Below are 12,798 nucleotides of genomic sequence, written 5' to 3'. Positions count from 1 at the left end.
TCAGCCCGCTCACCAAGGAAATACGCTCGATGGCCGTGCTCGACCAGGTGCCCGACGACAACGAGAACCCCAGCGCCACGGCGCGGCGCAGGACCGCGATCGCGGAGCTGCTGCGCCGGATAGCGCCGGTCGCCGACGAGCTCGGCGCGCGGTTCGCCGCCGCCGGGCACGAGCTGGCGCTGGTCGGCGGGCCGGTCCGGGACGCGCTGCTGCGCCGCCCGTCCAAGGACGTCGACCTGACCACCGACGCGCCGCCGCAGCGGATCCTGGAGATCATCGACGGCTGGGCGGACGCGGTCTGGACGATCGGCATCGAGTTCGGCACGGTCGGCCTCCGCAAGGACGGCCACGAGCTGGAGATCACCACCTACCGCAGCGAGTCCTACGACCCGAAGTCCCGCAAGCCGGAGGTGTCGTACGGGACGTCCCTCGTCGAGGACCTGCGCCGCCGCGACTTCGCGGTGAACGCGATGGCGGCGCGGCTGCCCGGGTACGAGTTCGTCGACCCGTTCGGCGGGCTCGCCGACCTGCGGCGCAAGGTGCTGCGGACGCCGGGGAGGCCGGAGGACTCGTTCAGCGACGACCCGCTGCGGATGATGCGGGCCGCCCGGTTCGCCGCGCAGCTCGGGTTCACCGTCGCGCCCGACGTCGTCCAGGCGATGAAGGACATGTCCGGGCGCATCGAGATCGTCTCCGCCGAGCGGGTGCGCGACGAGCTGTCCAAGCTGATCTGCGGCCGGTACCCGCGGGAGGGCCTGGCGCTGCTGGTCGACACGGGCCTCGCCGCGCACGTGCTGCCGGAGCTGCCGAAGCTGCGGCTGGAGATCGACGAGCACCACCGGCACAAGGACGTCTACGAGCACTCGCTGATCGTGCTGGAGCAGGCGATCGCGCAGGAGCAGGAGGGGCCCGACCTCATCCTGCGGCTCGCGGCGCTGCTGCACGACATCGGCAAGCCGCGGACCCGCCGGTTCGAGGCCGGCGGCCGGGTGTCGTTCCACCACCACGAGGTCGTCGGCGCGAAGATGACCCGCAAGCGGCTGACCGCGCTGCGCTACCCGAAGGACGTCATCGCCGACGTGTCGCGCCTGGTCGAGCTGCACCTGCGGTTCCACGGCTACGGCACCGGCGAGTGGACGGACTCGGCCGTCCGCCGGTACGTCCGCGACGCCGGTCCCCTGCTCGCCCGGCTGCACAAGCTGACCCGCGCCGACTGCACCACCCGCAACAAGCGCAAGGCCGACCGGCTCCGCCGCACCTACGACGACCTGGAGGCGCGGATCGAGCGGCTCGCCGAGGAGGAGGAGCTCGCCGCGATCCGCCCGGAGCTCGACGGCAACGAGATCCAGGCGATCCTCGGCATCGGGCCGGGGCCGCTCGTCGGCCGGGCCTACAAGTTCCTCCTCGACCTGCGCCTCGACCAGGGGATGGTCGGCAAGGAGGCCGCCGAGCGGGAGCTGCGCCGCTGGGCCGCCGACGAGGGGATCAAGCCCGAACCGCCCGCCGGAGCGTCCCCCGGGGCGGCGGAGGGGGAGGAATGATCCCCCTTCAGCTGGGCCGGATGAGCCCCGCCGAGACCGAGCGGATGCTCGCGTTCGACCGCGACCACATCTGGCACCCGTACGCGCCGATGCCCGCGACGGCGCCCGCCCTGCCCGTCGTGTCCGCGGACGGCGTCCGGCTCACCCTCGCCGACGGCACCGAGCTGATCGACGGGATGTCGTCGTGGTGGGCCGCGATCCACGGCTACAACCACCCGAGGCTGAACGCCGCCGTCACCGGGCAGCTCGGCAAGATGGCGCACGTGATGTTCGGCGGGCTCACCCACCCGCCCGCCGTGCGGCTCGCCGAGCGGCTCGTCGAGCTGACGCCCGAGCCGCTCACGAAGGTGTTCTTCGCCGACTCCGGCTCCGTCGCCGTCGAGGTCGCGATCAAGATGGCGATGCAGTACTGGCGGTCGCAGGGCCGCCCGGAACGGCACCGGCTGCTGACCGTCCGCGGCGGCTACCACGGCGACACCTTCGGCGACATGGCCGTCTGCGACCCCGTCAACGGCATGCACCACCTGTTCAGCGACGTCCTCGCGCGGCAGGTGTTCGCGCCCGTGCCGCCGCTCGGCTACACCGCCGACCCCGACCAGGCGTACATCGACGAGGTCGCGAAGCTCGCCGCCGAGCACGCCCACGAGCTCGCCGGGATCATCGCCGAGCCGATCGTCCAGGGCGCCGGCGGCATGCGCTTCTACGCCCCCGAGTACCTGCGCGCGCTCCGCGAGATCGCCGACGAGCACGGCCTCCTGCTCGTCCTGGACGAGATCGCCACCGGGTTCGGCCGGACCGGCGAGCTGTGGGGCTGCGACCACGCCGAGGTCGTCCCCGACATCATGTCCGTCGGCAAGGCCCTGACCGGCGGGTACATGACGATGGCCGCGACGCTGTGCACCGACCGCGTCGCGCACGGCATCACCTCGGGCGAAGCGGGCGCGCTCATGCACGGGCCGACGTTTATGGCCAACCCGCTCGCCGCCGCCGTCGCGTCCGCGTCCATCGACCTGCTGCTGTCCCGCGACTGGCGGGACGAGGTCGACACCATCGAGGCCGTCCTCACCAGCGAGCTCTCCGGCGCCGAGGAGCTGCCCGGGGTCGCCGACGTCCGCGTCCTCGGCGCGATCGGCGTGGTCGAGGCCCGCGAGCCCGTCGACATGGCCGCCGTCCAGGAGATCGCGACGGCCCACGGTGTCTGGCTCCGCCCGTTCGGGAAGCTGGTCTACGCGATGCCGCCGTACGTGTGCACCGAGGACGAGGTCGGGCACATCGGCTCCGCGCTCTACGCGATCGCCGAGTCCCTCTGACCGCTCTCGCGGCCCGGGGCGAGGGCTGGAGGCGCTGGTCCCGCACCGCGGGGCGGGGGAGGCGCTAGTCCCGCGCCGGGAGGGGTTTCGGGCCGCGGACCGACGCCGTCCAGAACAGCGCCGCGCCCGCCGCGTACGCGGCGACCACCGCGACCAGGGTCATCGACGCGACGCCGTCCGGCGGCAGCCAGGTCGCCGCGAGCGCGGCGGCCGCCGCGAACGTCGTGTTGAACAGCATGTCGTACACCGAGAACACCCGGCCCCGGTACGCGTCGTCGATCGTCTCCTGGAGCGTCGTGTCGACGCACAGCTTCACGCCCTGCGACACCACGCCGAGCCCGAACGCGCCCGCCGTCCACGCCGCCTGGGAGAACGGCAGGCCGAGCAGCAGCATCCCCGCCGACGCGGCGGCCAGCTGCAGCGCGATCCACGCCTGCTTGCTGATCCGCCGCACCACCGGCGGCGTCACGATCGCCGCCGCGAAGTACCCCGCGCCGGACACGCCCAGCATCAGCGCCAGCGTCGCCAGGCCCTCGTCGGCGTCGTCGGCGAAGTGGCCGCGGCACAGCAGCAGCGTCATCATCAGGATGATCCCGTACACGAACCGGTGGAACGAGATCGCGCCGAGCGCCAGCGCCGCCGGCCGCCGGCCCGCGATGTGCCGCGCCCCGTCCGCCAGCCCGGACAGCACCGCGCCGAACGCGTCCCGCACCCCCGGCGCGTCCCGCCCGGGACCGCGGCCCGCCAGCGCCTCCGCCTCCGCCGGGTACGGGCCGAGCAGCCCGCGCGGCAGCAGCGTCGCGATCGCCCCGGCGGCCAGGTACATCAGCGCGGCCGACGCCAGGATCAGCGCCGTCCCCCGCTCACCGCCGCCGAACAGGGTGCGCAGCAGGTAGCCGGCGCCGCCCCCGACGAACGCGATCACCGTCCCGCTCGTCACCGAGAACGCGTTCGCCGTCACCAGGTGCTCGCGCCGCACCACGTGCGGGAGCGCCGCCGACAGCGCCGACAGGAAGAACCGGTTGACGCCCAGCACCACCAGCACGGCCAGGAAGAAGCCGACGCCGTCCCGCCCGGTCGCGACGAGCGCCGCGACGAGCAGCACGACCGTCGCCCGCAGGACCGGCGTCCACACCAGGATCTGCCGCCGCTGCCACCGGTCGATGAACACCCCGGCGAACGGGCCGAGCGCCGAGTACGGGAGCAGCGTCACCGCGAACGCGGCCGCCGCCTTCCCCGCCGTCGCCTGCCGCTCGGGCGAGAAGAACACGTAGCCGGCCAGCGCGACCTGGAAGACGCCGTCGGTGAGCTGGGACGTCAGCCGCGTCGCGTACAGGCGGCGGAAGTCCCGCCCCCGCACGATCGCGCCCAGCTCACCCGCTTTCACCTGATCAAAGTACCCGGGGCGGCGACCTCAGCGGCCCCCGCGACCCGCGCCGCCCGCTCGACGGCCGCGCCGCCGGGACGACCACGGCCCCGCCGCTAGGACAGCCACAGCCTCGTGTAGTCGTAGCCGGCGGCCGTCGGGACGAAGAGGGCCCCGTGGACGCGCTCCGACCGGAAGATCGTGTGGGCGCGGTCGAGGAGCGGGACGATCGCCGCGTCCGCCATGATCAGCTGGTCGGCCTGCTGCCAGTAGCCGGCCGCGTGCCCGGCGTCCGCCGCCGTGAGCGCGCTGTCGATCAGCGCGTTGACCTGCGGGTTGTTGTAGCCGCCGTAGTCGGTGGAGTTCTGCCCGTAGCCGCGCCCGTCGAACAGCGGCTGGATGATCGAGCGGCCGTTGTTGCCGTACCAGTCGGGCGTCCAGCCGGGCGCGGCGATGTCCCACTGGCCCTCGCGGGCGCGCGCGGGCGTCGCGATGGTGCTGGAGTAGAACGAGCCGCCGGTGTCCGGGGTGAGGCGGGTGTCGACGCCGCACGCGGACAGGTTCTCGGCGATGGACTGGGCGATGAGCTTGTGGACGCTGTTGGTGCGGTACGGGAACTTCAGCGTGATCTTCCGATGGTTCGTCTTCGCCAGGAGCTGGCGGCACTTGCCCGGGTCGCCCGACTCGTTCGGCGTCGGGTACGGGTTCGAGGCGGCGTAGCCCGAGTTGCCCGGCGGGATCACGGTGTGCAGCGGCTGCGCCACCGACGGCCCGCCGACGATCTTGATGAGGGCGCTGCGGTCGACCGCGTACTCCAGCGCCTGCCGGACCGCCCGGTCGCCGAGCGCGCCGCCGTTGTTCGGGCTGCGCAGGTTGAACACCAGGTAGGGGCTGTTGTTCGGGGTCTCCCGGATGGCGAAGCGCGGGTCGTCGCGCAGCCGCGGGATCGCCGACGTCGGAACGGGCTGGTCCCACGCGAGATCGGCGGCGCCCTGCTCGATCTGCTGCTGGACCGTCTCCGGCGAGTCCTGGCCGAGGGTGATCTGGATCCGCGCCACGTGCCGCTCGCGGATCGGGTCGGCGTCCTGCCGCCAGGCCGGGTTCCGCGTCAGCAGGTAGGAGATCCCCGGACGGTACTCCTCGAGCCGGTACGGGCCGTCCGAGATCATGTGCTGGCGCAGGTCGGGACTGTCGGGCACGTAAGCGTCGTACTCGCGCGGCGCGGCCGCGGTGAACGGCAGCGACAGCAGGTTGAGGAAGTCGCTGGCCGGGCGCTTCAGCCGGAACACGAGCGTCCGGTCGTCCTTCGCGCGGACCCCCTCGATCGGGTGGGCGCGCTGGTAGGCGGCGATCGCCCGCGCGTCCTTGGCGTTCACGCCGCCGAAGCCGCGGCAGAACCCGTCCATCCCCTTGATCGTCGAGATGTAGTAGCCCTTCCCGGCGGACGGGGACGCCGGGTTGCACAGCCGCTGGAACCCGCGGACGAAGTCCTGCGCGGTCACCGGCCGCGGCGGCGAGGAGTCCCACATGACGCCGTCGCGCAGCCGGATCGTGTAGGTGCGCCCGTCCTTGCTGATGTCGCCGTTCTCCCGGCTGGGCAGCCGGGCCGCGGCGTCCGCCTGGACGGCGAGGGTCTCGGCGAAGTCGTTGGACGCGCGGGTGGCGAACAGCGTCCGGGCGAACGTGCGGACGAGCCCGTACCCGCCGACGCTCGCGACCGAGGCGGTGTCCAGGTGCTCGACGTCGGACGAGCCGACGATCCGGAGCGTGCGGCCGTCGCGGGGCGGGCCGTCGGCGGACGCGCCGTCGCCACCGCCGCCGCACGCGGCCAGCCCGACCGCGAGCCCGGCGATGCCCGCCGTCACCTTGATCACCTCGCGCGCCATGTCGTCCTCCAGTCCGGCACTCGGCAGCTGGTGTGCGATAACCGGCGGTGTCACAGTAGGGCCAGAGCGTGACAAAGAGCCGCTACATCACCGTTTTATGTAGAGAAGTAAGGACGCCCTGACAGCGGGATGTCCACTGTCAGGGCGTCCTTCGAGAGCTTTGTGACGAGACTCTCAGCCTGCGAGGAGGGTGCCCGGCCCGGGGCGAAGACCCCCGGACACCCGGCAAGAGCCGCTCAGCGCTCGACCTCGCCGGCGATGAACTTCTCGACGGCCTGGCGGGCCTGGTCGTCGTTGTACTGCTCCGGCGGCGACTTCATGAAGTAGGAGCTGGCGGACAGGATCGGGCCGCCGATGCCGCGGTCCTTGGCGATCTTCGCGGCGCGGACCGCGTCGATGATGACGCCGGCGGAGTTCGGGGAGTCCCAGACCTCCAGCTTGTACTCCAGGTTCAGCGGCGTGTCGCCGAAGGACTTGCCCTCCAGGCGGACGTACGCCCACTTGCGGTCGTCCAGCCACGGCACGTGGTCGGACGGGCCGATGTGCACGTCGGCCTTCGCCATCTCGTGCGGGATCTGCGAGGTGACCGACTGCGTCTTGGAGATCTTCTTGGACTGGAGCCGCTTGCGCTCCAGCATGTTCATGAAGTCCATGTTGCCGCCGAAGTTGAGCTGGTAGGTGCGCAGCAGCTCGACCCCGCGGTCCTCGAAGAGCTTGGCCATGACGCGGTGCGTGATGGTGGCGCCGACCTGCGACTTGATGTCGTCGCCGACGATCGGCACGCCCGCCTCGGTGAACTTGGCGGCCCACTCGGGGTCGGAGGCGATGAACACCGGCAGCGCGTTCACGAACGCGACCTTGGCGTCGATGGCGCACTGGGCGTAGAAGCGGTCGGCCTCCTCCGAGCCCACCGGCAGGTACGACACCAGCACGTCGACCTGCGCGTCCTTCAGCGCCTGCACGACGTCGACCGGCTCGGCGTCCGACTCCTCGATGATGTCGAGGTAGTACTCGCCGAGGCCGTCGAAGGTGTGGCCGCGCTGGACGGTGACGCCGGTCGGCGGGACGTCCGCGAACTTGATGGTGTTGTTCTCGCTGGCGTGGATGGCCTCGGACAGGTCCATCCCGACCTTCTTGGCGTCCACGTCGAACGCGGCGACGAACTCGACGTCGCCGACGTGGTAGTCGCCGAACTGGACGTGCATGAGGCCGGGGACCCGCGTCTCGGGGCTCGCGTCCTTGTAGAACTCGACACCCTGGACGAGCGAAGAGGCGCAGTTGCCCACACCCACGATGGCTACGCGCACGGAACCCATCCGATTGCTCCTTAACTCTCTTGCGGTTGCGATCCTCGCCCGCCCCGGAGGGCGAACGCCACCACTGGCGGGACCTGAGGTGGAGTTCACCCGTCCCAGGTGGGGCCGCTCCTCAGCGGCCCTTGTCCCGAGGCATGTCCTTGTTGCTTTCGAAAGATCTGGCTTGCTGTTCCTGCTCGGCCCGCTCGCGCCCGATCAGCTCGTTGAGCCAGCGGACCTCGCGCTCGACCGACTCCAGCCCGTGGTTCTGCAGCTCCAGGGTGTAGGAGTCGACCCGTTCCCGGGTCCGGCCGAGGGCGGCGCGGACGGCTTCCAGGCGTTCCTCGAGCCGGCTGCGCCGGCCTTCGAGGATCCGCAGCCGGACGTCGGCGCGGGTGTGCGAGAAGAAGGCGAAGTGCACGCCGAACCCCTCGTCCTCCCACGACGCCGGACCGGCCTCGGTCAGGAGGTTCTGGAGCCGCTCCTTGCCGTCGGCGGTGAGCTTGTAAACGATCTTCGAGCGGCGGCTCTGCAGCGCGAGCGTCGCGTTCGGCTCCTCCGGCCGGTCCTCGACGATCAGCCCGTTGGCGAGGAGCTGCTTGAGGCACGGATAGAGGGTCCCGTACGAGAAGGCGCGGAACATGCCGAGCAGGGTGTTGAGCCGCTTGCGCAGCTCGTACCCGTGCATCGGGGACTCGTGGAGCAGGCCGAGCACGGCGAGCTCCAGCACGCCCGCGCCCTTCTTGCCCGCCATCGCGAGTCCCTCCGCAGAGTCGATGTCTCCGTTCGATGTATCGAGTGAATGTATCGGCTCGATACATCGACAAGATACGTACCGCACCGCATCCTGGCAAGCCGCGCGCCGAAAACAGGGGGCTCGCGGTGATCTACCGGGTCCGGCGCGCGCGGCTTACCCTGCTCGTATGCCGGGGTCGCAGCCGCCCATGAGACGCCGGCTCGTCGTCGACTACGGGCTGGCCAAGCGCGCGGCGCTCGCGGACCTGCGGACCGGGGCCCTCGCGAGGGACGACGCGTGCGACGCGCACCCCTACCTGCTGCGCGCGGCCCGATACCACGGCGAGCCCACGCAGACCCCCTGCCCGGTGTGCGGGCGGGTGCATCTCACCCACGTCACCTACGTGTACGGAGACGAGCTGGGCCGCTACGCCGGACGGGTGAAGGCGACCGCGGAGCTCGCCGAGATGGACCGCGAATACGGCGAATTCAGGGTGTATGTGGTGGAAGTATGCCAAAGTTGCGCCTGGAACCACCTGACCGTGTCCTACGTCCTCGGCCGCGGGGAGCAGCGCCCCGAGCGGTGACCAGCTAAGGAGGATCAGCCGAGGAGAGGGCGTCCGACCAGCAGGAACGGTCTCCGCCCCTGCACCGTGCTCCCCCCGCTCACCAGCCCGCACAGTACTCTTCGGACGGCGCACGAGCCGCCGCGGCACCGGAGCCCCCTTCGGTGCGCACGGCCCGCCGCCCGTCGTCGTCCCCTGTTGATGAGGTCGCGTGAGTAATCCAAGCCAGCCCCGACCGGAGTCCGGGTCGCCAGGGCCGGGCGGGCACCAGATCCCCCGTCTCGGCCGAACCGGCGAACCGGAGGTTCCGGACGCCCGGCGCCGTGCCGGTGACGCCGACGCCGGCGGACCGACGCCCCCGCCTCCGCCGGCCTCGCCCGGCCAGAGCCCCGGGCCGCTCGGCTCCCCGCCGCCGCCCGTGGACCCCGCGGGGATCAGACTCGACGCGACCGCCGTCTTCGGCCCCCCGCCGTCCGGCCCGCCCGCTCCATCGGGTCCGGGCGCGGCCGAGCCCGCGCCACCGGCCTCCGGGGCCCCGCAGAACGTCGACGCCGAGCGCACGCCGAACACCGGCACGTCCGGGCTCCAGCCGCCAGCCGCCCCCGCGCCGCCGCCTCCCGGCCCGGCGAGCCCCTCCGGGCCGCCCGCGCCGATGAGCCCGCAGCCGGGCGCGCCGATGAGCCCGCAGCCGGGCGCCGCCTTCCTGCCGGACGACCCGCTCGGCTCCTCCTCCATGGGCGGCGCCGCCGCAAGCGGTGGCCAGGGCGGCGGGGCCGCCGCGGGCCGAGGCGGCACCCCTAACGACTACGGCGGTGACCCGCTCGGGCAGGGCCCGGCCTTCGGGTCCGCTGCGCCCGCGCCCGGCCCGTCCGCCGGTCCCGTCGGGGATCCCCTCGGCCGGGGCCCGCTGAGCGCTCCCGCCCCGTCCGGGCCCGGCGCTCCCGGCCCGTCCGGCGGCGCCGGTTCCCCCGACCCGCTCAGCGCTCCCCCTGCCAACGCGGGTCCCCCGCCGGGCGGCGATCCCGGGCCTTTCACCATGCCCGACCTCCACGGCGCCGCGGTCTCGCCGCATCCTGGCCCGTCCGGTCCCGGATCCGCGCCCGGCGCACCGCAGCCGAACGGCCCCGCAGGGCCTGGCATCCCGAACGGCCCGATGGGCAGTCCGATGGGCTCCCCCGGTGGTCCCGGCGGCCCGGGCGGTCCGATGGGTCCCGGTGGTCCGGGACGGCCGGGCGGTCCGGCGGGTCCCGGTGGTCCGGGGATGCAGGGCGGTACCGGCGGGCCGGCCGGATTCAACTCGCCCGGCATGCCCGCCGGTTTCGGCGCACCCGGCGGCGCCGGTGGTGCGGGCGCCGCGGGCGGTTCCGGTGCCGGCGCGGGTGTGAGCGCGGGCGTCACCGCGGCGCTCGGCGCCGTCACCGGCGTCCTCGCCAAGTTCCGCAGCGGCGGCACCCCCGGTGGACCCGGCGGCCCGGGAGGTCCCGGTGGACCCGGCGGCCCGGGTGGACCCGGCGGCCCGGGTGGACCCGGCGGTCCGGGCAGGCCCGGTGGTCCCGGTGGTCCCGGGCGGCGGGCCGCGAAGAAGAGCTTCGTCGACCATCTGCGGTCGCGCAGCACCGGCTGGCGGCGGTTCCTGCCGTCGTGGAAGCTCGTGACCGGGGTCTTCCTGCTCGGCGTCGCGGGCGTCGTCACCATGATCGGAGTGGCGTACGCGAACACGCCGACTCCCGCGGAGCCGACCGTCGCGGGCGTCGAGGACCAGGCGTCGATCTTCTACTACACCGACGGCTCCGAGATCGGCCGGATCGGCAAGAAGCGGCAGAGCGTCGAGCTGAAGCAGGTCCCGCCCTTCGTCCAGGACGCGGTGCTGGCGGCGGAGAACCGCAGCTTCCGCACCGACCCCGGGTTCTCGATCAAGGGCACGGGGCGCGCGGTCTGGGTGAACCTGACCGGCGGCCACGGCGGCGGCTCGACGATCACGCAGCAGCTCGCGAAGAACTACTACTCCGACCCGAACAACCGGACGATGAGCCGGAAGTTCAAGGAGCTGTTCATCGCGGTGAAGCTCGACAAGAGCCGCTCCAAGGACGAGATCCTCAAGCTGTACCTGAACACGATCTACTTCGGCCGCGACACCTACGGCATCCAGGCCGCGTCCCGCGAGTACTTCGGCGTCAACGTGTGGCAGCTCAAGCCGGACCAGGCGGCGCTGCTCGGCGGCATGATCCAGGACGCGAACCGGGACCCCGCCGACAAGGCCAACAAGGCGTACGTGACGAGCCGGTACCAGTACACGCTCAAGGGCATGGTCTCGATGGGGAAGATGTCGAAGGCCGACGCCGACAGGTACATGCAGCACGTGCCGAAGGTGAAGGGCGCGGGCACCGGCGACCAGCTGTACGGCGGCCAGCGCGGCTACATGCTGATGCGCGCCAAGGAGGAGCTGCGCCGGCAGGGCATCGACCAGCAGGAGCTGACGACCAAGGGCCTGCGGGTCTACACGACGTTCGACCGCAAGCGGATGGCGATGGCCAAGCAGGCCGCCGAGCACACCGTCACCCAGGTGAACCCGAAGAAGCTCGCGAAGAAGGGCATCCGGGTCGGGCTGGTGTCGGTGAACACCGCGAACGGCGAGGTCGTGGCGTTCTACGGCGGGCCGGACTACCTGCAGCAGGCGTTCGACAACGTGTGGAGCGGGTCGGCGCAGGCGGGGTCGGCGATGAAGCCGTACGTGCTGGCGACGGCGCTGAAGCAGAACTACAGCCTGAAGAGCATGGTCGAGGGCAAGTCGGACACCCCGATCGATCCCTCCACCGGCAACGTCGTCCCGAAGGGGACGCCGGGCGCGGTCGTGGTGCCGAACAGCCATGACGTGGCGCCGGCCGTCGACCTCGTCACGGCGTTGAAGGAGTCGGTGAACACCGCGTTCATCCAGCTCATCGCGAAGGTGGGCGTTCCGGAGACGATCGAGACGGCGGAGGACGCCGGGGTCGCGTCGACCATGCTGGAGGGCTACAAGCACCAGCTGAACCTGGCGCTGGGCGTCAACGACATCCGGCCGGTCGAGCAGGCGGCGGGCTACCAGGCGTTCGCCAACGGCGGCGTGTACCACGAGCCGCACGTGATCCGGATCGTCAAGCAGAGCGACAACCGGACGCCGCGGCTGAAGCCGAAGGTCAGGTCCCGGCGGGTGTTCGACCCGAAGGTCGCGGCGGACGCGACGTACGCGCTGCAGCAGGTCATCAAGAGCGGTACGGCGACGGCGGCGGCGCTGCCGGACGGCCGCCCCGCCGCGGGCAAGACGGGGACCACCGACCGGAACGTGTCGTCGTGGTTCATCGGGTTCGTCCCGCAGGTGTCGACCGCGGTGACGATGTACAACGACAAGCTCGGGCCGGACCACCGCAAGCAGTCGGTGGTGCTGCCGCAGATCGGCGAGGTCGAGGGCGGGACGATCCCGGCGCGGATCTGGCGGTCCTACATGGCGCAGGCGACCCGGGGCATGGACATCGAGCCGTTCCCGAACCCGGTCTGGGGCGGCATCGTGCAGAAGTGGGCGAAGCTGCCGCCCAAGAAGAAGAAGCACGACGACCGGCCGCCGTGGTGCAACAGCCCGATCGGCAAGTACGACCCGCGCTGCAAGGGCGACGGCGGCGGTGGCGGAGGCCAGGGGAACGGGCAGCCGTGCCAGTCGCCGTTCCAGACCGACTGCGACCCGAACAAGCCGCCGAGCAACCCGCCGCCGAAGTGGTGGTGCACGATCCACCGGGGCGACCCCGCGTGCCGCAAGCAGCGGGGCGGCGGCAACCAGCCGAACAGCGCGGCGGTGGCACCGCTGCTGCCGCTCACGAGGCCGCCCGAATGAACCGGCGGCGACCGAACCGGGCACGAGCGAACCGGCCGGGGATGAACCGGCGGGGGCGTCCGCGCACGTATTCATGGCCGACGGCCGGGACCCGTCCGCAGGGAGACGGGACCCGGCCCGCCCCGGCCGCGACCAGAGCCCCCCTCGACGGATCGGGGTGTGACATGAGCCATGTCCGCGGAACGCCGTGCGGCGCGGTGGCGGACGTCGCGCACCCCGATCCGCCGGGGCAGG

8 protein-coding genes are annotated in these 12,798 nt (G+C 72.4%); 4 read left to right on the top strand and 4 right to left on the bottom strand.

The genetic code is table 11. The features are described 5' to 3' along the window. Positions 1-29 precede the first annotated feature (29 nt). Positions 30-1,541: a CCA tRNA nucleotidyltransferase gene (locus ABT299_RS03565; protein WP_500249644.1), complete on the top strand. Its 1,512-nt coding sequence runs from the start codon at positions 30-32 to the stop codon at positions 1,539-1,541. Next, positions 1,538-2,851 carry an adenosylmethionine--8-amino-7-oxononanoate transaminase gene (locus ABT299_RS03560; protein WP_190857606.1) on the top strand — a complete coding sequence of 438 codons (1,314 nt, stop codon included), beginning with the start codon at positions 1,538-1,540 and terminating at the stop codon, positions 2,849-2,851. The genes ABT299_RS03565 and ABT299_RS03560 overlap by 4 nt, the downstream gene beginning before the upstream one ends. A 64-nt stretch (positions 2,852-2,915) precedes the next feature. Here the strand turns inward: ABT299_RS03560 and ABT299_RS03555 are convergent, their stop codons facing one another. The 4 genes from ABT299_RS03555 to ABT299_RS03540 all read right to left on the bottom strand — a co-directional run bounded on the left by ABT299_RS03555 (position 2,916) and on the right by ABT299_RS03540 (position 8,152). Next, positions 2,916-4,238: an MFS transporter gene (locus tag ABT299_RS03555; protein WP_190857604.1), complete on the bottom strand. Its 1,323-nt coding sequence runs from the start codon at positions 4,236-4,238 to the stop codon at positions 2,916-2,918. A 95-nt stretch (positions 4,239-4,333) separates the two neighbouring features. After that, entirely contained in the window at positions 4,334-6,103 is a 1,770-nt protein-coding gene (locus ABT299_RS03550) for an ABC transporter substrate-binding protein (RefSeq protein WP_500249643.1), read from the bottom strand. 236 nt (positions 6,104-6,339) lie between these two features. Continuing rightward, positions 6,340-7,419: an inositol-3-phosphate synthase gene (locus ABT299_RS03545; protein ID WP_190857600.1), complete on the bottom strand. Its 1,080-nt coding sequence runs from the start codon at positions 7,417-7,419 to the stop codon at positions 6,340-6,342. A 112-nt stretch (positions 7,420-7,531) separates the two neighbouring features. Continuing rightward, positions 7,532-8,152, bottom strand: a complete 621-nt coding sequence (locus ABT299_RS03540) for a PadR family transcriptional regulator (RefSeq protein WP_151545906.1) — start codon at positions 8,150-8,152, stop codon at positions 7,532-7,534. Positions 8,153-8,321: 169 nt separating this feature from the next. On the opposite strand from ABT299_RS03540, the gene ABT299_RS03535 reads away from it, so the two are divergent. Further along, positions 8,322-8,720, top strand: a complete 399-nt coding sequence (locus ABT299_RS03535) for a DUF5318 family protein (protein ID WP_500249642.1) — start codon at positions 8,322-8,324, stop codon at positions 8,718-8,720. 1,285 nt (positions 8,721-10,005) lie between these two features. Then, complete coding sequence (locus ABT299_RS03530; protein WP_500249641.1) at positions 10,006-12,564, top strand: transglycosylase domain-containing protein; 2,559 nt, start codon at positions 10,006-10,008, stop codon at positions 12,562-12,564. Positions 12,565-12,798 lie beyond the last annotated feature (234 nt).

Source organism: Spirillospora sp. NPDC000708, from assembly GCF_040299565.1.
Taxonomy (GTDB): domain Bacteria; phylum Actinomycetota; class Actinomycetes; order Streptosporangiales; family Streptosporangiaceae; genus Spirillospora.
Note: the sequence above shows the minus strand (reverse complement) of the source record. Positions and strands in the feature narration are given on the sequence as shown.